Here is a 23,059-nt window from a genome sequence, read left to right on the forward strand (position 1 = left end):
CTTCCAGCACGTGGAGACCGGAAGGCGGGCGTCAAACCGGCATATCGCGCAGATTGCGCTCCTGCGGCGTCAGGCTGCGCACGAAGCCCGGATTGCGGAAGATGCGGTTGCCGTAGTCCTCGATCGCCTTGCCGTCCTTGGGCAACGGCACGCCCAGCGATTCGAGCCGCCAGATGATGGGGGCGATCGCGCAGTCGGCCAGGCTCATTTCCGGGCTCAGGAAGAACTTGCTCGCCTTGAACAAGGGCACGGACGCCGTGAGCAGTTCGCGCAGGCGCTTGCGCCCGGCATCGGCCTGTTGCTTGTTGCCGAACTGGATCGCCTGGATCTGCGGCACCCAATCGTGCTCCAGACGCAGCATCGCCAGCCGCAGGCGCGCCCGGGACAATGGATCGATGGGCATCAGCGGCGGATGCGGATAGCGCTCGTCGATGTACTCGCACACCACCGAGGCCGCGTAGAGCACCAGATCGCGCTCGACCAGGGTCGGGACCGAGTGGTAGGGGTTGAGGTCGATCAGATCCTCGGGCGGATCCTGCGGATCGACCGGGATCAGATCGTAGTTGACGCCCTTGGCCGACAGCACCAGACGGACGCGATGACACAGCACATCGTCGACGGCGGAAAACAGGGTCAGTGCATGACGCATACGCGGACTCGACGCCACTTCGTTTCTCCCGGCAGCCGGTCGCCGCCGGCCGCATCGACGCTGCCCGCCCCTTGCAGGCAGCCGTCATGGTTTCTGGTTACTTCAGCGCATTCCATACCTCGCTGCATGCACCAAGCCCCGCCGGGGAGATCCGCCCGGGAGCGGTCGCCGATGCGGCGGACTTCAGTGCACGTCGCGCCAGTACTCCTTCTTCAACAACCACGCCAGGAACGTGAAGAACACCAGGAACAGGATCACCCACACGCCGATGCTCTGACGCTTGAGCGCAGCCGGCTCCGCGGCGTACTCCAGGAACGCGGTGATGTCGCGGGCCACGCGATCGAACTCGGCCTCCGACAGCTTGCCGGGATGCGCCATCTCGAGCGACTCGATGCGCGGCTCGCCGGTTTCCTCGTCGATCTCGCCCAGCACCGGCCGCTGCAGGCCCTGCATCTCCCACAACGGGTTGGGCATCGACACATTGGGGAACACGCCGTTGTTCCAGCCCAGCGCGGCCTCTTCGTCCTGATAGAACGACTTGAGGAAGGTGTAGACCCAGTCCGGCCCGCCGATCTTGCTGCGCACCACCAGAGTCAGGTCCGGGGGCGGCTGGCCGAACCAGCCCTCGGCATGCGAGGCCGGCATCGACGACACGATGTGATGACCGTAGTCGGCGCCGGTCAGGTTGAGGTTCTCCATCACCTCTTCCTCGGTCAGACCGAGATCGTCGGCCATCCGCGAGTAGCGCAGGTACTGCAGCGAGTGGCAACCGGCGCAGTAGTTCATGAACAACTGCGCGCCACGCTGCAGCGAGCCGCGGTCGGCGATGTCGGTGCCCGACTGCTGCAGCGGCACCGCGGGGTCCGCGGCAAGGACGTTGAACGACAGCAACAGGCCACCGGCGAGGACCGCGGCACGGCGCACCAGGGCGATCGCGGAAATCGTCTTAGTCATGAGTGATCACCCGCTCCGGCACCGGCTTGGTGATGTCCAGCTTGGTCCACAGCGGCATCGTGATGAAGAACGCGAAGTAATAGAAGGTCAGGAAGCGGCCGACGATGGTCTCCACCGGGTCGGTGCCGGGACCGGCGCCGATCTTGCCCAGCCACACGAAGCTCACCGCGAACAGGCCCAGCAGCACCTTCGACAACAGACCGCGGTAGCGGTAGGAGCGGACCTTGGCGCGATCGAGCCAGGGCACCAGGAACAGGATCGCGATCGCGCCGAACATCACCAGCACGCCCATCAGCTTGTCCGGCACCACCCGCAACATCGCGTAATACGGGGTGTAGTACCAGACCGGCTTGATGTGCTCGGGCGTCACCAGCGGGTTGGCCTCGACGAAGTTGTCGTGCTCGAGGAACCAGCCGCCGAACTCCGGCGCGTAGAAGATGACGAAGGCCGCGAAGATCAGCAGGAAACCGACACCGACCAGATCCTTGACCGTGTAGTACGGATGGAACGGGATGCCGTCGGTCGGCGCGGTGGCCGACCAGCGATTGCCCTTCGGCCCCTTCTTGATCTCAACGCCATCCGGATTGTTGGACCCGACCTCGTGCAGCGCGCCCAGGTGCAGCACCACCAGAAGCAACAGCACCAGCGGCAGCGCGATCACGTGCAGTGCGAAGAAGCGGTTGAGGGTGGCGTCGCTGGGCAGGTAATCGCCCATGATCCACTCGGTCAGGCCGTTGCCGATCACCGGGAATGCGCCGAACAGCGAGATGATCACCTTCGCGCCCCAGAACGACATCTGGCCCCAAGGCAGCACGTAGCCCAGGAAGGCTTCGGCCATCAGCACCAGGTAGATCAGCATGCCGAGGATCCACACCAGCTCGCGCGGACGCTGGTAACTGCCGTACATCAGCCCGCGGAACATGTGCAGGTAGACGACGATGAAGAACAGCGATGCGCCGGTGGAGTGCATGTAGCGGATCAGCCAGCCCCACTCCACGTCGCGCATGATGTACTCGACCGAGGCGAACGCCTCGGCCGCGCTGGGCTTGTAGTGCATCGTGAGGAAGATGCCCGTCACGATCTGGTTCACCAGCACGACCAGTGCCAGCGAACCGAAGTAGTACATGACGTTGAAGTTCTTCGGCGCGTAGTACTCGGTCATGTGCTTGCGGTACGCGGGCATCATGCCCGGCGCACGCGCGTTGACCCAGTCCATCACACCGTTTGCGGTCCGGACGACGAAGTTCGACATGGCTTAGGCGGCTCCTTCCGGATCGACACCGATGACGATCGTGTCGTCGTCCTCGTAGTAATGAGGCGGCACGACCAGGTTGGTCGGCGCCGGCACGCCCGCGTACACCCGCCCGGCCATGTCGAACTTCGACTTGTGGCAGGGGCAGAAGTAGCCACCCTTCCAGTTCGAATCGAACGGCTGCGGACGGATTTCGGCGACCATCTCCGGAGAGCAGCCCAGATGCGTGCACAGCCCGACCAGCACGGAGATCTCCGGCTTGAGGGAGCGCAGCTCCGGGTTGGCTTCGCGGATGTACTCCGGCTGCTGGTCCACATTCCCCGACTGCGGATCGCTCAACTCCCCGTCCAGGGTGGGCAGCGCCTCGAGCGTCGCCTGCGAGCGCTTGACCACCCAGATCGGCTGGCCGCGCCACTCCAGGATCAGGCGTTGCCCCTCCTGCAGGGCACTGATGTCCACCGTCACCGGCGCGCCGGCGAGCAGCGCGCGCGCGCTCGGGTTCCAGGACTTGATGAACGGCACCGCCGCACCTACCACGCCCACCGCCCCCACCACCGCCGTCGTGGCGGTCAGGAAGCGACGACGCCCCGTGTTGACTTCATCCTCGCCACCGGCGGGATTGATCACCGTTTCATTGCCCATCCGGCACTCCGCAAAGCTGTTCGGTCGCTGGTCGAAACTGGCTGCCACGCGTGGCTTCGATCCCCCGAAGCCCGCGCATAAAGACGCTGAAGTGTAACGGAACGCTGAATCGAGGAACAATCCGTCCAGCCGATCATCGGATCCCGGGCGATCAAGGCGCTGCGGCGCTCGCCAACTGCCCCCGGTAGCGCTCGGAGAGGATGTTGACCCGCTGCACGTAGCGCTGGGTCTCGCTGAAGGGCGGCACGCCCCCGTGCCGGTCGACGGCGCCCTCGCCGGCGTTGTAGCCGGCCGCAGCCAGGGTCAGGTCGCCGTTGAAGCGTCGCAGCAACCAGGCCAGGTACTCCACGCCACCGCGTACGTTCTCGGCCGGATCGAAGGCATTGCCGACGCCGAACCGCTGCGCGGTGGCGGGCATCAGCTGCATCAGTCCCTGCGCGCCGGCCCGTGACAGGGCGTTCGGGTTGAAGGCCGACTCGGCGTGCATCACCGCCCGCACGATCGCCTCCTCGACCCCGAACTCACGGGCGGCCGCGCGCACTTCCGCCGCATACGCCTCGGTGTTGAGCCGCACGTTGCTGAAGTTCACCCCCGGGCTCGGCGCGCAGGCGTGGCAGGTCTCGATGAAGCTGTAGGCGATCGTCCGCATCGCCGTGGCACCCGAGCCCCGCGCCGGCGGCCGGCTGGTGTAGTGGCGCACGCCGTCCTGGACGTAGGAGTAGAGCTGCCCCTGCACATGCCGGGTGGTCGGCGTGGACGCCGGCCGTGCGGGTGCCGGCCGTGCGGGTGCCGGCGCAGCGGCCGGTGCGGATGCGGCGGCCGCTGGTGCAGACGTATTCATGAACGTCGCCGGCGCGCTGCCGCCGACGCTGGCCGGCGAACCGGCCACCCGGCCCGGCTCGGTCACCTTGCCCGCGGCCGCGGGTGCGGCCGGGCGCGGGCGCTCGGGGGTGTAGCCGATCGAGCGGCACTGGGCACCGGGCACGCGCTTGCTCACGTACTGCGGAATGCCGTCGCCGCTGTCGCACCGGTACAGCGTACCGGCCGCGGCCGGAGCGGCCGCGAGCACGCAGATGATTGCAATGATCCCCTTGATCCCCATCGCGCGCAGTCTCGCCGCAAAGCCCGCGCTTGCCAAGCGGCGCATGCCCGCAGCCGTGACCGCGCGCACTCTCGGCGCTGGCGGCCGGGCCATGAACGGGGCGCCGTCGCAGGCGTCGCGGCGGCCGCCCCGGTTACACTGCGCCCCGGCCGCCCACGCCTCCATCCCTTTCGCCATCCGGCCCGGACTCACCGCCGCGCCCCCGGACACGCCCATGACCGCACATACCGCCCGCCCGCAGGCCGCCCTCGGCGACATCCTGCCGCTCGCCACTCCCGCCCGCACCGTTCCGGACGCGCCCGGCACCGGTTCGCCCGCGTCCGGCAAGCCCGCTTCCGGCAAGCTCTACATCCAGACCCACGGGTGCCAGATGAACGTGTACGACTCGGACCGCATGGCCGACGTGCTCGCCGCCGCCGAGGGCCTGGAGCTGACCGACCGCGCGGAAGACGCCGACGTCATCCTGGTCAACACCTGCTCGATCCGAGAGAAGGCGCAGGAGAAGGTGTTCAGCCAGCTCGGGCGCTGGCGGCTGCTCAAGCAGAGCCGGCTCGAGCGGGACGGCCGCGACGTGATCATCGGCGTCGGCGGCTGCGTGGCGTCGCAGGAGGGCGAGGCGATCGTCAAGCGGGCACCGTTCGTGGACCTGGTGTTCGGCCCGCAGACCCTGCACCGCCTGCCGGAGCTCATCCGCGCCCGCCGCCAGCAGAAGCGGCCGCAGGTCGACATCAGCTTTCCCGAGATCGAGAAGTTCGACGCGATGCCCGAGCCGCGTGCCGAGGGGCCGACCGCGTTCGTCTCGATCATGGAAGGCTGCAGCAAGTACTGCAGTTTCTGCGTGGTGCCCTACACCCGTGGCGAGGAAGTCAGCCGGCCGTTCGAGGACGTGCTGGTGGAAGTCGTGCAGCTGGCGGCCCAGGGCGTGCGCGAGGTCACCCTGCTCGGCCAGAACGTCAACGCCTACCGCGGCCCGATGGGCGCCCCCGCCGAGCCGGACGGCGCGGTCACCGACGAGGCCTTCGCCGATCTCGGCCTGCTGATCCGCACCATCGCCGAGATCGACGGCATCGAGCGCATCCGCTTCACCACCTCGCACCCGCTGGAGTTCTCCGACTCGCTGATCGAGGCCTACCGCGACGTACCGCAGCTGGCGAACTTCCTGCACCTGCCGGTGCAGTCGGGCAGCGACCGCATCCTGTCGGCGATGAAGCGCGGGTACACGGCGCTGGAGTTCAAGCAGAAGGTGCGCAAGCTGCGCGCAGTGCGCCCGCACATCTGCCTGTCCTCGGATTTCATCGTCGGTTTCCCCGGCGAAACCGATGCCGATTTCGAGAAGACCATGACGCTGATCGAGGACGTCGGCTTCGACCAGAGCTTCTCCTTCATCTATTCGCGCCGGCCCGGCACCCCGGCGTCCGACCTCGCCGACGACACGCCGGACGCGGACAAGCACGCACGGCTCGAACGCCTGCAGGCGGCGATCAACGCCAACGCCCGGCGCATCAACGAAGCCATGGTGGGCACCGTCCAGCGCGTGCTGGTCGAGGGCGTGTCGCGCAAGAGCGAGCACGAGCTGACCGGCCGGACCGAGAACATGCGTTTCGTGAACTTCCCCGCGCCGAAGCGGCTGATCGGACAGTTCGTGGATGTGACCATCACCGAGGCGATGAGCAACTCGCTGCGCGGCCGGGTGGCGCTTGCCGAACCGGAGGTCGCCGCGCCCGCCGCTGGCTGACCGCACTGTGGCAGCACCCCGCGCCGACCGCGGGCGTTCCGCCACGGACGCGTCCATCGTCGGCCACGGGGCCGCGCATGCCTCAATCCAGCCGCTTGCGGAAGCGCAGGATCGCCGCCGTCATGGTGACCGCGGTGAACGCGCACAACGCCGCCACCGCAGGCCACAGCTCCCACAGGCCCGCGCCGCGCAACATCACGCCGCGGATCAAGCGCAGGAAGTGCGTCATCGGCAGGAGCTCCGCGCCCCATTGCACCACGTTCGGCATGCCCGCGAACGGAAACATGAAGCCGGAGATCAGGATCGACGGCAGGAACACGAAGATCGTCATCTGCATCGCCTGGAACTGCGATTGCGCGCGGGTCGAGATCAACAGGCCGAGACTGAGATTGGCCACGATCAGTAACAGCGCGGCCACATACACATCGAGCAGGCTGCCGCGCAGCGGCACGTCGAAGAACAGGAAGCCCAGCACCAGGATCAGCGTCGTCTGGATCAGCCCGATGACGGCGTAGGGCATCACCTTGGCCACCATCAGTTCGCTGCGGCTGAGCGGCGTGGCGATCAGCAGTTCCATGTTGCCGCGTTCGCGCTCGCGCACGATCGCCATCGCGGTGAACATCACCATCGTCATGGTCAGGATGATGCCGATCAGCCCCGGCACGATCGTCACCGCCGAGCGCCGCTCCGGATTGTAGAAACTCACCACCTCGATCTCCGGCGACGCGCGGGCGCCGCGCGCCCCGCCGGGCCCTTCCAGCGGCAACTGGGCGAGCTGGTTGGCTGCCGCCTGCACGACCGTATCGGTGCCGTCGACCATCACCTGCACCGCCGGCCGCTCATCGACGAGGCGGCGCTCGAAATCCGGAGGAATCACGACCCCCACGCTGATCTCGCCACGCCGCAGCCGCTCCACCAGTTCCTGCGGCGTATCGACCACGGCGACGGTCTCGATGATTCCGGTGGCGGTCATGTCCATCACCGCCGCGCGCGACGTCGCGGTCATCGCCTGGTCGGCGACCGCCGCGTCCAGGTTGCGGGGGTTGAAGTTGATGGCGTAGCCGAACAAGAGCAGATCGATGACCGGGATCGCCACGATCATCGCCAGACTGATCCGGTCGCGGCGGATCTGCCGCAGCTCCTTCAGCACCACCGCCCAGAGCCGACGCAGGTTCAAACCCCGTGCTCCCCGCGTTCGTGCCCGCGCGTCGCCGCCACGAACACGTCCTCGAGGTCCGGCGTCGATGCCGTCACCGCCGCGTCCACGCCGGCGTGGCGCAGGGCATCGCCCACCGCGATCTCCACATCCGCGCCCGGGCGCGCCAGCACCCGCAGGCTGTTGCCGATCTGGGCGACGCTGAGCACCCCCGGCAGGTCCGCCAGCACCTGGTGCGCGCGCCGCGGGCGCGCCGCCTGCACCTCCACCGTCCGCCCGCGCAGATCCGCCGCGAGCGCGCCCGGCGCCCCGTCGGCGACCAGCACGCCGCGATCCAGGATCGCGATGCGATGGCAGCGCTCGGCTTCGTCCATGTAGTGGGTGGACACCAGCAGCGTGGTGCCGTCGTCGGCCAGTTCGAACAGTTTTTCCCAGAAATCGCGGCGCGACTCGGGATCGACCGCGCTCGTCGGTTCGTCCAGGAACAGCAGCTCCGGCTCGTGGATGACCGCAGCCGCCAGCGCCAGCCGCTGTTTCTGGCCGCCGCTCAAGGTCCCGGCCAGCTGCGGCTGGCGGTCGCCGAAGTGGTAACGCTCGATCAGCGCTTCGACGCGCGCCCGGCTCGCCTGACGCGACAACCCGTACACGGCCGCCATGAACTCCAGGTTCTCGCGCACGGACAGGTCCTCGAACAGCGAAAACTTCTGGGTCATGTAGCCGATCCGCAAGCGCAACGCGTCCGCCTCGTCCGGCACCCGGAGGCCGAGCACCTCGATGTCGCCGGCACTCGGCGTGAGCAGCCCGCACAGCATCCGGATCGTGGTCGACTTGCCCGAGCCGTTCGGCCCCAGGAAACCGTACACATGCGCACGCGGCACGGTGAGGTCGACCGCGTCGACCGCCTTCAACGCACCGAATCGCTTGCTCAGCCCGCGTGCGCGGATGGCGACGTCGTCCACGCCATCGCGTACCGGCACCCGCTCCGGCCCAGACTCGGACTCAGGGGCGACCATCGAACGTCACCCGCAACGGCAGGCCGGCCGGCAGATCGCCGGCATCGTCCAGTGTCACTTCGGCCAGATAGCTCAGACGCGTCGCATCGCGACCGGTGAGCGCGTAGTACGGCGTGAAGGTGGGCTCGCTGCGGACCATCCGCACGCGCCCGGCGTAACGGCGTTCGCCACCGGCACCGACCAGGACCGTGGCGCGGTCGCCGACCGCGACCCCGGCTCGCAGCGGCTCGGGCACGTAGACCCGTGCATACGGGGTGTCGCCCACCAGCAGCACGGCCAACGGCGCACCCACCGGCGCCTCGTCGCCCAGCCGGTACGGCAGGCTGTCGACCCGGCCAGCGCGGGGCGCGATCACTTCGAGGCGTCCACTGGTGACCGCCTGTCCGCGCAGTTGCGCTTCGGCGGCCGCAAGCGCGGCTTCGGCCTGTGCGATCTGCTCGGGGCGTACGCCGTTACGCAGCTCCTCGAGCGCCGCAGCGGCCGCCGCGACCTGCGCCCGGGCATTGCCGGCCGCGGCACGGGCACGATCCACATCGGCCGCCGAGACCAACTGGCGCTGCCCCAGCGGCTGGACCCGCGCGTAGTAAGCCTGCGCGTCGCGGGCCTGCGCCTGCGCGGCGGCGAGGTTGGCCCGCGCCTGGTCGATGTCTTCGCGCCGGGCGCCATTGCGCAGTTCGTCGAGCGCCTCCTGCTGGCGGGCCACGTCGGCCTGCGCCGCAGCCAGTTGCGCGTCGCCGCGGGTCTGTTCGAGCGCGAGGATGCGTGCACCCGCCTCGACCCGGTCGCCTTCGCGTACGGCGATGTCGACGATGCGCTCGGCGGCCGGGGCCGGCAGCGCGATACGGTCGTATTCGAGCGTTCCCAGCGCTTCGTTCGCCGGCGGCGCGCAACCGGCGAGCGCCAGCACCGCGATCGCAACGGCGCATGCCGCGACCGGCCAGCGCGCGCGCGTGCCGGAAGACCCCGACCGTGCGATGCCCGGGGTGCGCGGGAGGCGGGGGATCGACATCATTCCGGGAGCTCCAGGCCGCGTTCCAGCAGGGCGAGCGCGTGGCTGCGGATGTGATCGATCCCCAGATCCTCGCTGTCGAACAGTTGCCGCCAGATCGGCGTACCCGATGCCGGGAACAGGGTCAGCCCGACCAGCGACACCATCACCAGACGCGGATCGAGACCGGCGTTGAGCCGGCCGGCGGCCTGCTCCCGGGCGACGCGGCCGGCCATGAACGTGGCGATTTCCGGCGCCAGCCGGGTGACCAGCAGATCGCGCAATGCACCGCCTTCGCTGACCACTTCGCGGATCCACAGCGGCGGCAGCCACGGATGGCGCGCGATCAACCCGCAGATCGCCTCAACGAAAGCCGTCAACAGCTGGCGCAGCGGCGCATCCGGCATCCCCAGCAGGGTTTCGCGTACCTGCGCGAATACCGGCATCAAGCGCTCGGCGATCACCGCCTCGAACAGACCGGCGGTATCGGTGAAGTAGTAATGCAGCAGGGCGGGCGTCACGCCCGCCTCGCGGGCGATGTCGCGCAGGGACGTGGCCGCGATGCCCTTGCGCACGTAGCAGGCGAGTGCGGCATCGAGCGCGGCGTCGCGGCGGCCGGCCTCGCCGCCGCTCGGACGCCCCGGCGCGCGCCGTTTACGCGGGGTGCCGGGCGCCTCCGGCGTCGGATCGGGAGAGGTCTGGGGTGTGCGGTCGACTGCCATGCTCGCCATTATTAATTGACCGGTCAATTAAAGTGCGAATCGCGCCTGAACATGCGGCGCCCGGGGCCCACCGAGTGCGCTACTCTCCGCGCCCTATGCCGATGCCCGCTCAGACCGACTTCCCCCTCGAACCCGCCGACACCGAGCGACTCGCCAACCTGGCGGGCCCGTTCGATGCCCACCTGCGCCAGATCGAGCTGCGTCTGGGCGTCGAGATCGCCAACCGCGGCCCGGTCTTCCGCATCCACGGACGCGATGCCGAGACCGTGCGCCGGACCGAGGCGCTGCTGCGCCGGCTCTACGATGAGACGGCAAGCGAGGTGTTCGACGCCCAGGCGATCAACCTGCGCCTGTCCGACGCCAATGTCGCCGCGGACGAGGACTACGCACCGCAGGAGGTCGCGGTGAAGGTCAAGCGCGGCACCGTGCGCGGTCGTGGCGCGAACCAAGGCAAGTACCTGCACGCCATCGCCACCCACGACATCAACTTCGGCATCGGCCCGGCCGGCACCGGCAAGACGTTCCTGGCCGTGGCCATGGCGGTCGAGGCGCTGAACGAGGCCCGGGTGCAACGGCTGGTGCTGGTAAGGCCGGCCGTCGAAGCCGGCGAGAAGCTCGGCTTCCTGCCCGGCGATCTCTCGCAGAAGGTCGATCCCTACCTGCGGCCGCTGTACGACGCGCTGTACGAAATGCTGGGCGTGGAAAAGGTCGCCAAGCTGCTGGAACGCAACGTCATCGAGATCGCGCCGCTGGCGTACATGCGCGGGCGCACGCTCAACGATGCGTTCGTGATCCTCGACGAGGCGCAGAACACCACCATCGAGCAGATGAAGATGTTCCTGACCCGGCTCGGCTTCGGCTCCACCGCGGTGGTCACCGGCGACCTCACCCAGATCGACCTCCCCAAGCATGTGAAATCCGGCCTGCGCGACGGCATCGACGTCTTGCGCGCGGTGGAAGGGGTCAGCTTCACCTTCTTCGAAGCGCGCGATGTCGTACGCCATCCCCTGGTCGCACGGATCGTCAACGCGTACGAGCGCCGCGACGCCAAGGACAACGAGACCGGTCCATCGGTTTGACCGCCGCTCCGGCCGCATGCATCCCCTGCAAGCGCCGGCAAAACGCCTACAATCGACCGATGACCCAGGGTCCCATCCGTCTCGATGTCGCGGTCGGCTATGCGACACCCCGCAAGGGCGTGCCCGCTGCGGTGAGCTTCCGCAGATGGACGGCGGCGGCGCTGAAGGGACGCATCCGCGAGGCCGACCTCGCCATCCGCATCGTCGGCAGCCGCGAGGGGCGTGCGCTCAACCGGCACTATCGCGGCAAGGACTACGCCACCAACGTGCTGAGCTTCCCCACCGAGCTGCCCGAAGGGCTGCCCGAAGGGGTGCGCCTGCCGCTACTCGGGGACCTGGTGATCTGCGCACCGGTCGTCGCACGCGAGGCGCGCGAGCAACGCAAACCGCTCAACGCCCACTACGCGCATCTGACCGTCCATGGCGTGCTCCACCTGCTGGGCTGGGACCACGAGGACGCCCGCGAAGCGGAATGCATGGAGCAGCTCGAGCGCGAGATTCTGGCCGAACTCGGCATCGACGATCCCTACCTCGACACTGCGCCCTGACCCGGCGCGCGGTCGATGCGCGGCCGCGACCACGCAGGCGCCACAGCCCGGACGCCGGCCATTCCGGTCAGAGGCAGTCGCTCAGGCCGTCGTAAATGGAGCGGCCCGCACCGGGCAGCGGCGCGTACAACGGCGCCACGCCGTCGACCGCGGCCAGCAACGCTTCCACGGTGGTGCCCGGCGCCAGCGGCGCCACGCACTGCCAGGTCGGCACCTCGATCGTGAGCGCACCGGTCCGGAGGTCGACCTCCTCGTGGCTGGCCGCGAAGCTCCACGCACAGGAAGCGATCCGGCCGCTGGCCAGGTGCACCGAGCAGGTGAACCGCAAGGCTTCGATGTTGGTGTACTCGCCTTCACAAAAGGTATCCCCGCAGATCTGGTCGAAATCCCGGGCCAGCTCCCAGGTCATCCGGAACCAGGCGTTGATCAGGGCGTCGTGGCCGCGGGTATAGCCCGAAACGTCGCTGTAGCCCGCATCGGCCCGGGCCGACACCGGCGCGGCGACGACGACGGCAAGCGCGGTGGCGAGCGCGATCCGCCTCGCACGGGACGGGACCCGACGGGATGGGCGGGACGGGGACGTGGCTCCGGACATGGGACGGTCCTGGCTGGGGGAGGAAGTCGGATCATCTCCGCGCCAGGCGGCCGCGGGCAGCCCCTTTCCGCCGCATGCCCGCGTAGGATTTCGCCCCGGTCGCACCCCGGATTCCAGGCCACGGGCCCCGGTCCGCCACGCCCGCGCTGGACACGGCCCGAGGTGGTCGCGCTAGACTTCTCCCGACGCCCTATCCCCCGGGCGCCGATACCGCCACGATGTCTGAAGACGACAGTAGTTCCTCCTCCCCCTCCGAATCCCAGGACAAGCGCCGCAGCTGGCTCGATCGCATCAGTTCGGCGATCTCAGGCGAACCGACCACCCGCGAGGATCTCGTCGAGATTCTCCGCGACGCCCAGACCGACGGCCTGATCGAAGCCGACACGCTGCGCATGATGGAAGGCGCGATCAACGTCTCCGGCATGAGCGTGGCCGACGTCATGGTGCCGCGTTCGCAGATGGTCGCGCTCGACATCGAGGCCGATTTCAGCGATCTGATGCGCGAGATGGTCGACTCCGGCCACTCCCGCTTCCCGGTCCACGGCGAAGACAAGGACGAGGTGCTGGGCATCCTGCTGGCCAAGGATCTGCTGCGCGGCGTGGTGCCGGGCAGCCCCGCGGTCAACGTCCGCGAGTTGTTGCGCCCGGCGGTGCTGATCCCCGAATCCAAGCGCCTGGACGTGCTGCTGCGGGAATTCCGCCAGTCGCGCAACCACATGGCGATCGTCATCGACGAGTACGGCGGCGTGGCCGGACTGATCACGATCGAGGACGTGCTGGAGGAAATCGTCGGCGAGATCGACGACGAGTACGACGAGGCCGAGGACGCCAGCGCGCTGATCGCCGCGCAGGCCGACGGTCAGTACCTGGTCAACGCGCTGACTCCGATCGAGGATTTCAACGCACGCTTCGGCGCCGATTTCGGCGACGACGAGTACGACACCATCGGCGGCCTCGTCACCGCGGCCATCGGCCATTTGCCCGAGGCGGGCGAAGAACTGACGCTGGGCCGGTTCGGCTTCCGCGTGGCCCGCGCCGACACCCGCCGGCTGCACGCGCTGCACGTGAGCGTGCACGCGGACCCCGCGCCCGAGGCCGAATGATCCGGGCGCCGAGCGCGTCGCGCCCGCGGCGCCCGCTTGCGCCGCGGGCGCTCGCATCGATCCTGCTCGTACTGGCCTGCCTGTGGTCGCTGGCCGCCGCCGCCGCACCGCGCATCGGCGTGGTGACGATGTTGCCCGGCGAGATCTTCTTCGAGCGCTTCGGCCACAACGCCATCGTGGTCGACGACCCGGCCACCGCGTCCGGGCCGGTGTCCTACAACTACGGGTTCTTCGATCTGGACGAACCCGACTTCGTCGGCAATTTCGTCCGCGGCGACATGAACTACATGCTCGTCGCCCTGCCGCTCGATCAGGATCTGGCCTACTACCGCGAGGTCGGCCGCGGCGTCTCGGTGCAGTGGCTCGATCTCGATCCCGACGAAGCCGCATCGCTGGCCGCCTTCCTGGCCGAGAACGCGCGGCCGGAGAACGCGCGCTACCGCTACGACTATTTCCTCGACAACTGTTCCACCCGCGTGCGCGACGCCCTCGACGGCGCGCTGGACGGCCTGCTCCACGAGCGCCTGCAGGGGCGCTCGCGCGGCAACACCTTCCGCGGCGATGCCGTGCGGCTGGCCTCGCCCGCGCCGTGGATGTGGCTGGGTTTCGACATCGGCCTGGGGCCGCTGGCCGACCGCCCGAATGCGCTGTGGGAAGACGCCTTCGTGCCGATGCGCCTGGCCGATGCCCTGCGCGGGATCCGTCGCGCCGACGGTCGCCCGCTGGTGGCGGAGGAAGTCGAATGGTTGCCGCACCGGCTCGCGCCGGAGCCCACCGAGGCGCCGCGCCGCTGGTGGCCGTGGGCGCTGGCCGGCATCGCGATCGGCGCCGGCCTGGTCTGGCTGGGACGCACGCGGCCTCGTATCGCCGCCGGCACCGCACTGGGCTTCTGGTCGCTGTGCACGCTGCTCGGCGCCACGATGCTGCTGATCTGGCTGGGCACCGACCACCGCTTCGGCTGGCAGAACCAGAACCTGCTGTTGTTCAACCCGCTGTGCATGCTGCTGCTGCCGGCCGCGTGGCGGCTGTCGCGCGGGCGGGCCGCCGGTCCGTGGTGGCCACCGCTGCGGTCCGCGCTGGCGCTGTGCGCGGTGATCGCGCTGTTCCTGCACTGGCTGCCGGTGCAGCCGCAGCGCAACGTCCACTGGATCGCGCTGATGCTGCCCCTGCATCTGGCGTGGCTGTGGGCGTTTCCGAAGACCGCGTCGCCCGGCATCCCGGCCACCGCTGCGGATTGACCCGCACGCCTGACGGGCGCCCTCGCATGCAGGCATGCGCCACGTCGTCGCGTCCGTCCGCGACGCGACCCGCGCCGCCATCGAGGAAACCATGACCGCATCGCCACATGCACGTGCGGGCAGCGCATACGTATTCGGCGCCGCCCTTCCGGCCGGCGATGCCAGTATCCGGACGAAGCGGTCGCATCGACCGCGATCGAACCGGGGGCATCATGTCGTGGCGTCTGTTCTGCTGTCTTGTCCTGACCGCACTCGCGGGCGTCGCACATGCCGACAGTTCATCGCCGGCGCGGATCGCCTCGCCCGACGGTCGCCTGCAGGTCGAGCTGTCCACCGATGGCGAAGGCCGTCCCAGCTGGCGCGCCGAGCGTGACGGGCACCCGCTGATCGCACCCTCGCGGCTGGGCATGCTGTTCGCCGACATGCCCAAGTTCGAACGCAACCTCGCACTGACCGCACACACGACCGGCGCGCACGACGGGACCTGGACACAACCGTGGGGCGAACGCCACACGGTGCGCGACCATCATCGCGAACTGCGCGCCACGTTCACCGAACAGACCGGCGCACAACGCCGCTTCGATGTCGTGGTCCGCGTGTTCGACGACGGCATCGGCTTTCGCTACGACATCCCGCGCCAGCCGGGCCTGGAGCGTCTGGAGATCGTCGACGAGCTGACCGAGTTCGCCGTCGCGCCCACCGCCACCGCCTGGTGGCTGCCGGCGCTGGAGTGGAACCGCGAGGAATACCTGTACGCGCGCACGCCACTGACCGAGGTCGGCCGGGTGCAGACGCCGATCACGTTGCGAACCGACGAGGGCACCCATCTCTCGCTGCACGAAGCGGCCCTGGTGGACTACCCCGCAATGAATCTCGCCCGCGTGGACGGCCAGCGCCTGCGCGCCGACCTCACCCCGGGCATCAGTCAGGCGCGTGCCCGCGTGAGTACCCCGTTCGCCACTCCCTGGCGGGTCCTGCTGGTCACCGACACGGCCACCGCCCTGGCCGATTCCAGCCTGATCCTCAATCTCAACGAACCCAACGCCCTCGACGACGTCTCCTGGGTGCGGCCGATGAAGTACGTCGGCATCTGGTGGGAGATGCATCTGGGCACCAAGACCTGGGCCTCGGGCCCCGACCACGGCGCCACCACCCGACATGCCATCGACACCATCGACTTCGCCGCAGAGCACGGCCTCGAGGGCGTCCTGATCGAGGGCTGGAACGTCGGCTGGGACGGCGACTGGTTCGGCAATGGCGAGAGCTTCAGCTTCACCGAGCCCTATCCCGACTTCGACCTCGAACGCGTGGCCGCACACGCACGCGAGCGCGGCGTGCAGCTGATCGGCCACCACGAGACCTCCGGCCACGCGGCGCACTACGAAGAGCAGATGGACGACGCCTTCGCCCTCTACGAACGCCTGGGCGTGGGTGCGGTGAAGACCGGCTACGTCGCCGACGGCGGTCAGGCGAAGGTGCGCGACGAGGCCGGACATCTGCGCTACGCCTGGCACGAGAGCCAGGCGATGGTGCAGCACCACGATCGCGTCGTGCGCGCCGCGGCCCGGCACCGCATCGCGGTGAATCCGCACGAACCGGTCAAGGACACCGGCCTGCGCCGCACCTGGCCGAACTTGATCACCCGCGAAGGCGCGCGCGGCATGGAGTACAACGCCTGGGGCCTGCCCGGCAATCCGCCCGAGCATGAAGCCACCCTCGCCTTCACCCGCATGCTCGCCGGACCGATGGATTTCACGCCGGGCGTCTTCGCGATGCGCACGCGCTCGGGCGCGCCGATGGCCACCACGCTGGCCAAGCAGCTCGCGCTGTACGTGGTGATCTACAGCCCGCTGCAGATGGCCGCCGACCTGCCCGACCACTACCGCGCCAACCTGCCCGCATTCCGTTTCATCCAGGATGTGCCGGTGGACTGGGCCGACAGCCGCGCGCTGGCGGGCGAGGTCGGCGAGTACGCCGTGTTCGCCCGACGCGACCGCCATTCCGAAGACTGGTACCTGGGTGCGGTGACGGACGCCGAGGCGCGTACGGTCGAGGTGGCGCTGGACTTCCTCGCACCCGGCCAGCGTTACCGGGCACACGTCTACCGCGACGGACCCGGCGCCGGCTTCGATGCCGACCAGACCGACATCGTGATCGAACAGCACGATGTCGACGCCGGCCGGACCCTGTCGCTGGCGCTGGCCCGCGGCGGCGGTCAGGCGATCCGGTTCGAGGCGCTGCCCGACAGGCCGTGACCCCTCGCGGCACGGAAGGGTGGATGAGGGCAGGCTGGAACGACTCTGCCGCCCCCCCCTCACCCCTGCCCCTCTCCCGCACGCGCGAGAGGGGGTCCGAGCGGGTCGTCCGGCTGCAATCCGGCTGCGCCCCGCAGGTCGCCCGCCTTCTGCTAGCGCCCCCCATCGCCTTGATCGCCGTCATCGGTCCGCGGACGCGCCCTCCCACGCCACGCGCCGTGCCTTCGTGCACCTGCCCCACGCCTGGCCGCGCCACGCCGTTCCCGGGCGCCACACCTTGCCCGGCCGTCCCGCCACGCGCAGGATGCGGCCAATGGATGCCAACGCCGACCCCGCCGCTCGCCCGGAACGCCCCGCCTGCGTCGTGAACTGTGTCTGGTACGACCGTCAGGCGCGCCGTCACGATATCGACCTCGATGCGATCAGCGACCGCATCGCCACCGGCGACGGCTTCGTCTGGCTGGGCCTGTACGAGCCCGACGACACCACGCTCGACAAGCTGCAGGAAGAGTTCGGCCTGCACGATCTCGCCATCGAGGATGCGCACAAGGCGCATCAGCGGCCGAAGATCGAAGCCTATGGCAACTCGCTGTTCGTCGCGGTAAACACCGCGCAGATGGTCGACGAACGGATCCTCTACGGCGAGACCCACATCTTCGTCGGCCCGAAGTTCCTGATCACCGTGCGCCACGGCGCATCGCTGTCCTACGCGCCGACGCGCGCGCGTGTGGAACGCGAGCCCGAGCTGCTGGCGCTGGGGCCGTCGTACGCGCTGTACGCCGTGCTCGACTTCATCGTCGACAACTATCTGCCGATCGCCGGCCGCTTCAAGGCCACGCTGCGTGCGCTCGAGCGCGACATCTTTTCCGACGCCTACCGGCGCAGCACCATCGTCCGCCTGTACGACCTCAAGCGCGAACTCACCGACATGCGCATGTCGGTCTCGCCGCTGCTGGACGTACTGTCGCAGCTGGTGCGCTCGCCGTCGGGGCAGATTCCGGAAGAGGTCCGCCTTTACTTCCGCGATGTCCACGACCATGTGGTGCGGGTCAACGACACCATCGACGCGCTGCGCGACATGCTCGGCACCGCGATGGCGGTCAACCAGTCCCTGGTCACCCTGGCGCAGGGCGAGACGGTGAAGAAGCTCGGCGCCTGGGCCGCGCTGCTGGCCGCCCCGACCCTGATCACCAGCTGGTACGGAATGAACTTTCAGGGCATGCCGGAGCTCGACGACCGCTACGCCTACCCGATCCTGATCGCGGTGGTGGGCACGGTCTGCTTCGGCCTGTACCGCCTGTTCAAGCGCGTCGGCTGGCTGTAGCCGGCCCCGGGGGCGGGATTCGACCAAAGTCTAAGCATCCGGCCGCATTCGCTTATTGATTCGGCCCCCGCCCAGGAGGAGGCTTGCGCCGTCATCCCGGGAGAATCCTCCATCATGAAAGTCGTGTCGAAAGTGGCATGGGCCGGCCTGGCCCTGCTCGGCGCGTTCTGCCTCGCCACCGTTGCCCTGCGTCGGGGCGAGTCCATCAATGCCCTGTGGATCGTGACCGCGGCGGTCTCGATCTACCTGGTCGCCTATCGCTACTACAGCCTGTACATCGCCAAGCACGTCATGCGGCTGGACCCGACGCGTGCCACGCCGGCGCACGTCCACAACGATGGTCTGGACTACGTGCCCACCAACAAGCACGTGCTGTTCGGCCACCACTTCGCCGCCATCGCGGGCGCGGGCCCGCTGGTCGGCCCGGTGCTGGCCGCGCAGATGGGGTACCTGCCCGGCATGTTGTGGCTGATCGCCGGCGTGGTGCTGGCCGGCGCGGTGCAGGACTTCATGGTCCTGTTCATCTCGTCGCGCCGCGACGGCCGCTCGCTGGGCGACATGATCCGCGAGGAGATGGGGCCGGTCGCCGGCACCATCGCGCTGTTCGGCGCCTTCATGATCATGATCATCATCCTGGCGGTGCTGGCGATGATCGTGGTCAAGGCCCTGGCCGAGAGTCCATGGGGCATGTTCACGGTGATGGCGACGATCCCGATCGCGATCTTCATGGGCGTCTACATGCGCTACCTGCGTCCGGGCAAGATCGGCGAGATCTCGGTCATCGGCATCCTCGCCCTGCTGTTCGTCATCTGGTTCGGCGGCAAGGTCGGCGCCCACGAGTACTGGGGGCCGTTCTTCACCTTCACCGGCACCCAGATCACCTGGATGCTGGTCGGGTACGGCTTCGTCGCCGCGGTGCTGCCGGTGTGGCTGCTGCTGGCCCCGCGCGATTACCTCTCGACCTTCCTCAAGATCGGCGTGATCGTGGCGCTGGCGATCGGCATCATCATCGCCAGCCCCGAGGTCACCACGATGAAGATGCCGTCGCTGACCCAGTTCGCCTCCAGCGGCGAAGGCCCGGTCTGGCGCGGCGACATCTTCCCGTTCCTGTTCATCACCATCGCCTGTGGCGCGGTGTCGGGCTTCCATGCGCTGATCAGCTCAGGGACCTCGCCGAAGCTGCTCGCCAACGAGACCCACGCCCGCTACATCGGCTACGGCGGCATGCTGATGGAGTCGTTCGTGGCGATCATGGCGCTGGTCGCGGCCTCGATCATCGAGCCGGGCATCTACTTCGCCATGAACAGCCCGGCGGCCGCGATCGGCACCGATCCGGCCCAGGTCGCGGCCACCATCAGCAGTTGGGGCTTCCACGTGACCCCGGAAATGCTGGCCAAGACCGCCGAAGACATCGGCGAGGCCAGCATCATCTCGCGCGCCGGTGGCGCACCGACGCTGGCGGTGGGCATCGCGGTGATCCTGCACGACGCCCTGCCCGGCGGCGACGGGATGATGGCGTTCTGGTACCACTTCGCGATCCTGTTCGAGGCGCTGTTCATCCTGACCGCGGTGGATGCGGGCACCCGTGCCGGCCGCTTCATGCTGCAGGACCTGCTGGGCAGCTTCGTACCGGCGCTGCGCCGTACGGAGTCCTGGAGCGCCAACGTCATCGGCACCGCCGGTTGCGTGGCGCTGTGGGGGTACTTCCTCTACCAGGGTGTGGTCGATCCGCTGGGCGGCATCAACACGTTGTGGCCGCTGTTCGGCATCGCCAACCAGATGCTGGCCGGCATCGCGCTGATGCTGTGTACGGTGGTGCTGTTCAAGATGAAGCGGGACCGCTACGCGTGGGTGACCATCACGCCGGCGATATGGCTGCTGATCTGCACCACGTACGCAGGCCTGATCAAGCTGTTCGACAGCAATCCGGCGATGGGCTTCATCGCCCAGGCACGCCACTACCAGAACGCGATCGCCAACGGCGAGCTGCTGGGCGCGGCCAAGACCATGGGCCAGATGCAGCAGGTGGTGGTCAACGGATTCGTCAACGCCGGCCTGACCACGCTGTTCCTGTTCGTGGTGTTCAGCGTGCTGTTCTACGCGGTGCGCGCGATCCTCAAGGCACGCTCGGTCGCCGAACGCACCGACCGGGAAACGGCCTACGTCGAGCTGTCGCCCGACCAGCAGAAGGCCTGGCTGTAATGGGCTCGCAACTGGTACCGGCGTCCTTCTTCGCCACCCAGAAACTGGTGTGGCGGAGACTGGTGCAGACCGCACGCCTGTGCTGCGGGATTCCGGATTACGACAACTACGTGCGGCACATGCTGGAAAAGCACCCGGAGCGGGAGCCGATGGACTACAAGACGTTCTTCCGCGAACGCCAGGAGGCCCGCTTCGGCGGGCGCTCCGGGTTCCGCTGCTGCTGACCGTCGGGCCCGTTCCGGACACTCCGGACGTTCCAGAAAAACCGAAGCGGGGCCGACAGGCCCCGCTTCGTTTGCTCCTCTTGGCCGTGGCCGCCCACCTCGCCCGGAGCGCCCCGCGGTTTCCTGCATCCGGGGAATGCCCTCCCCGCTGCGTGCGGACAACGGATCGTCGCACCCCTCCCGGACCCTCCTCATCTCGAAGCAGGATCCCCGGACCGCCGGTACGACGACGCTTGAGCCTCGAGAAGACCGGACAGCCGGTCGGGCACGTGTTCCATCCGCCTCAGAGACGGATAACGCAGGCCGCCGCGATACGCCAGCACGCCTGTCGCCTGCGCACCCCGGAACTCGTAGCCCAACGCAAGCGGATGCTCGTTCGGAGCGTCGATCGCCACCAGGAGCCGTTCCAGCGAGAACGCCTCGCCATCAACCGTGAGCAACTTCGCGCCCGGCACTATGCCCGCGTCGAACGCCGGACCGTCCCAGGCGACGGATCGCACCGAACCCGCATCCGTTACCGTCATTCCGATCGAGTGAGTGAGGTCGCTCGCCCCCAGTTCGGCCTCGTGCTGCTCGAAGGTCCTGCTGGGTCGGCGATCGAAGACGAGCGACCACCCCGCGCGTGCCAGGCCTTCCAGCACCACGGGCTCGCGTGCGTCCAGCCTGTCGTCGAGATAGGACGACCAGTCCATCGGCACGAGCCTGCCGAGCACGTCGCAGATATCCTCGAAGTCGTACGTCGTGACACCGCCACCTCCGCCGGCACCGAAGAAATCGCGCGCGAAGTCGTCCAGGCCCACACGGCCCGCCGAGCGTTCGCGCAAGGTCGTGTCGACATCGAGCCACAGCAGGACGCCCTCGGTGTAGTAGTCCTTCCTCCGCTGCCATTCGGGCCACACGGTCGACCTGGCCGACATGTACAACGGGTCGTTGGCGGTGTCGCGCAGCGACTTCCAGGCGCGCCCGCTTCTGGCGACGACGTCCGCCGCATCCAGCGCGATCTTCTCCAGCGTCTCGTCCCGGCTCCTCAAGCCGCTGCGCGCGGCGAGCACGCGCCCCCAGAACTCCGTCTGCCCTTCGTACACCCACAACAAACTGTTCCTGACCGGCACATTGAGCGTCGGGGCCCATGCGTCCCGTGGCTGTCGTGCGCGTCCATTCCACGCATGGACGTACTCGTGCGCGATCAGGTCGAGATTGTTGAGCTGTGCCGACCTGTCGAGGAAGTAGGCCGATGGCAGGTAGATCTCCGCCGAATCCGCATGCTCCACGCCACCTGCGGGAAAGTCGTCGTCGAGGACGACGACGATCTCGAAGCGACGGTAGGGCGCGTGGCCGAGCAGCGCGTGGGTCTCGGCGATCATCCGGCGCAGCATGTCCACGTCGTCTGCCGCGACATCGAGTCCGGCGGGGGCGCCCGCAAGCACATTGAGCGTGACCGGTGGCGCTTCCGGCATGCCCAGCGGAATGCGGCGGGTGTATCGGGACGCGAAGACAGGCGCATCGGACAGCCGCTCCAGCGACGTGGACCCGAAGGTCGCGACATTGCCCTGCATGCCCTCCAGCTCGAGAGCGCTGATCGGCGTCAGGCCCTCCGGAAAGCGCGCCCTGGCGCGGACCGGGATGTTCCTGGCGAACCAGCCCGCCGGGTACAGGAGGGTCTTGTGCCATTGCAACACCACCAGGTCCGGCTGCATGACCGGATCGCCGGGCCGGGTGACGTACTGGAACTCGACCTCCAGAACGGCTGTTCCCTCCGGGACGTCGACGTGGAAGGCATGCGGGTCGATGTCGTCGCGGCGCCAGGCGAGCCGGGTGGACCCGTCGCCGATGAAGAGCCCCGCCAGACTGGCCACCGACACCGTCCTGGCATGGCTGGCCGGCTCCCATTCGGGATACAGCAACGTGACCGGTCCGCTGGTCTGGACAGGGATCAGCTGACGTACCCGGAAGAGGCCGCGCGCGACATCCGTCGCGTCGACGTCCAACACCATCTCGCCGTCGAAGTGACGGTCCTGGGGAGCGGCGACCGTCTCGGCGCGGGGCATCGGCTGCGGAGGGTCCGCGAAGGCAGGCGCCGACCCGAGCATCATCGCAAGCGCCGTCAGCACCCACCCGAGCCCGGGGCTGCGTACCGAACCATTGGAAAACATCGTGTCGCAAGCCTCCGGAAAACCGCCCCGCTGCGGGCGGAGCGGCATCCTACCGCTGCGGAGACAGATTGTACAAACTAGACAAGATGTAAATGAGAGACGACTGACTTAGGATGACCCGACCC

At 68.6% G+C, this 23,059-nt stretch carries 20 protein-coding genes; 9 read left to right on the forward strand and 11 right to left on the reverse strand.

Features of this window, described 5'->3' with window-relative positions; all coding sequences use genetic code 11:
• Positions 1-31 precede the first annotated feature (31 nt).
• From RG19_RS10835 to RG19_RS10855, 5 genes are all read right to left on the reverse strand, one after another.
• Positions 32-667: a glutathione S-transferase N-terminal domain-containing protein gene (locus RG19_RS10835; protein ID WP_058835278.1), complete on the reverse strand. Its 636-nt coding sequence runs from the start codon at positions 665-667 to the stop codon at positions 32-34.
• A 165-nt stretch (positions 668-832) separates the two neighbouring features.
• Positions 833-1,603 (reverse strand): cytochrome c1, encoded by a 771-nt coding sequence (locus RG19_RS10840; RefSeq protein ID WP_058835279.1) that lies wholly within the window; start codon positions 1,601-1,603, stop codon positions 833-835.
• Positions 1,596-2,855 (reverse strand): cytochrome b, encoded by a 1,260-nt coding sequence (locus tag RG19_RS10845; RefSeq protein ID WP_058835280.1) that lies wholly within the window; start codon positions 2,853-2,855, stop codon positions 1,596-1,598. Before RG19_RS10845 ends, RG19_RS10840 begins: the two co-directional genes overlap by 8 nt.
• A 3-nt stretch (positions 2,856-2,858) precedes the next feature.
• Positions 2,859-3,497, reverse strand: coding sequence for a ubiquinol-cytochrome c reductase iron-sulfur subunit (petA, locus tag RG19_RS10850; protein WP_058835281.1), 639 nt, complete (start codon positions 3,495-3,497; stop codon positions 2,859-2,861).
• A 151-nt stretch (positions 3,498-3,648) separates the two neighbouring features.
• Positions 3,649-4,599 (reverse strand): lytic transglycosylase domain-containing protein, encoded by a 951-nt coding sequence (locus tag RG19_RS10855; RefSeq protein ID WP_157515240.1) that lies wholly within the window; start codon positions 4,597-4,599, stop codon positions 3,649-3,651.
• A 214-nt stretch (positions 4,600-4,813) separates the two neighbouring features.
• Between RG19_RS10855 and miaB the strand changes: the two genes are divergently transcribed.
• Positions 4,814-6,334: a tRNA (N6-isopentenyl adenosine(37)-C2)-methylthiotransferase MiaB gene (gene miaB / locus RG19_RS10860; RefSeq protein ID WP_082672611.1), complete on the forward strand. Its 1,521-nt coding sequence runs from the start codon at positions 4,814-4,816 to the stop codon at positions 6,332-6,334.
• 82 nt (positions 6,335-6,416) lie between these two features.
• Here the strand turns inward: miaB and RG19_RS10865 are convergent, their stop codons facing one another.
• From RG19_RS10865 to RG19_RS10880, 4 genes are read right to left on the reverse strand one after another with little or no spacing between them, the layout of a single operon-like run.
• Entirely contained in the window at positions 6,417-7,511 is a 1,095-nt protein-coding gene (locus RG19_RS10865; RefSeq protein ID WP_058835282.1) for an ABC transporter permease, read from the reverse strand.
• On the reverse strand, positions 7,508-8,434 hold the full coding sequence (locus RG19_RS10870) for an ABC transporter ATP-binding protein (protein ID WP_058836557.1): 927 nt from the start codon (positions 8,432-8,434) through the stop codon (positions 7,508-7,510). The genes RG19_RS10865 and RG19_RS10870 overlap by 4 nt, the downstream gene beginning before the upstream one ends.
• Before the next feature lie 55 nt (positions 8,435-8,489).
• Positions 8,490-9,512: an HlyD family secretion protein gene (locus RG19_RS10875; protein ID WP_082672819.1), complete on the reverse strand. Its 1,023-nt coding sequence runs from the start codon at positions 9,510-9,512 to the stop codon at positions 8,490-8,492.
• Entirely contained in the window at positions 9,512-10,213 is a 702-nt protein-coding gene (locus RG19_RS10880; protein WP_058836559.1) for a TetR/AcrR family transcriptional regulator, read from the reverse strand. The genes RG19_RS10875 and RG19_RS10880 overlap by 1 nt, the downstream gene beginning before the upstream one ends.
• Positions 10,214-10,308: 95 nt before the next feature.
• Between RG19_RS10880 and RG19_RS10885 the strand changes: the two genes are divergently transcribed.
• A complete protein-coding gene (locus tag RG19_RS10885; protein ID WP_058835283.1) occupies positions 10,309-11,292 on the forward strand; it encodes a PhoH family protein in 984 nt (327 codons plus the stop codon).
• A gap of 59 nt (positions 11,293-11,351) precedes the next feature.
• Entirely contained in the window at positions 11,352-11,840 is a 489-nt protein-coding gene (gene ybeY / locus RG19_RS10890; RefSeq protein ID WP_058835284.1) for an rRNA maturation RNase YbeY, read from the forward strand.
• Positions 11,841-11,907: 67 nt separating this feature from the next.
• Here the strand turns inward: ybeY and RG19_RS10895 are convergent, their stop codons facing one another.
• A complete protein-coding gene (locus tag RG19_RS10895) occupies positions 11,908-12,435 on the reverse strand; it encodes a hypothetical protein (RefSeq protein WP_058835285.1) in 528 nt (175 codons plus the stop codon).
• 218 nt (positions 12,436-12,653) lie between these two features.
• Here RG19_RS10895 and RG19_RS10900 point away from each other — a divergent pair, with 218 nt between their 5' ends.
• From RG19_RS10900 to RG19_RS10925, 6 genes are all read left to right on the forward strand, one after another.
• Complete coding sequence (locus RG19_RS10900) at positions 12,654-13,538, forward strand: CorC family transporter (RefSeq protein WP_058835286.1); 885 nt, start codon at positions 12,654-12,656, stop codon at positions 13,536-13,538.
• The gene (locus RG19_RS10905; RefSeq protein WP_058835287.1) at positions 13,535-14,776 is read left to right on the forward strand and encodes a lipoprotein N-acyltransferase Lnb domain-containing protein; all 1,242 of its coding nucleotides are present in this window, start codon (positions 13,535-13,537) and stop codon (positions 14,774-14,776) included. Before RG19_RS10900 ends, RG19_RS10905 begins: the two co-directional genes overlap by 4 nt.
• A gap of 212 nt (positions 14,777-14,988) precedes the next feature.
• Positions 14,989-17,031, forward strand: a complete 2,043-nt coding sequence (locus RG19_RS10910) for a glycoside hydrolase family 97 protein (protein WP_238376623.1) — start codon at positions 14,989-14,991, stop codon at positions 17,029-17,031.
• Between the two features lie 313 nt (positions 17,032-17,344).
• Positions 17,345-18,355 (forward strand): magnesium and cobalt transport protein CorA, encoded by a 1,011-nt coding sequence (locus RG19_RS10915; protein WP_058835288.1) that lies wholly within the window; start codon positions 17,345-17,347, stop codon positions 18,353-18,355.
• A 114-nt stretch (positions 18,356-18,469) separates the two neighbouring features.
• Positions 18,470-20,557 (forward strand): carbon starvation CstA family protein, encoded by a 2,088-nt coding sequence (locus RG19_RS10920; protein WP_058835289.1) that lies wholly within the window; start codon positions 18,470-18,472, stop codon positions 20,555-20,557.
• Positions 20,557-20,781: a YbdD/YjiX family protein gene (locus RG19_RS10925; protein WP_058835290.1), complete on the forward strand. Its 225-nt coding sequence runs from the start codon at positions 20,557-20,559 to the stop codon at positions 20,779-20,781. The genes RG19_RS10920 and RG19_RS10925 overlap by 1 nt, the downstream gene beginning before the upstream one ends.
• Positions 20,782-20,972: 191 nt before the next feature.
• Here RG19_RS10925 and RG19_RS10930 read toward each other — a convergent pair whose 3' ends face one another.
• Positions 20,973-22,829 carry a M61 family metallopeptidase gene (locus tag RG19_RS10930; RefSeq protein WP_162267069.1) on the reverse strand — a complete coding sequence of 619 codons (1,857 nt, stop codon included), beginning with the start codon at positions 22,827-22,829 and terminating at the stop codon, positions 20,973-20,975.
• Positions 22,830-23,059 lie beyond the last annotated feature (230 nt).

Source organism: Luteimonas abyssi (genome assembly GCF_001482195.1).
In the GTDB taxonomy this organism is placed as follows: Bacteria; Pseudomonadota; Gammaproteobacteria; order Xanthomonadales; family Xanthomonadaceae; genus Luteimonas; species Luteimonas abyssi.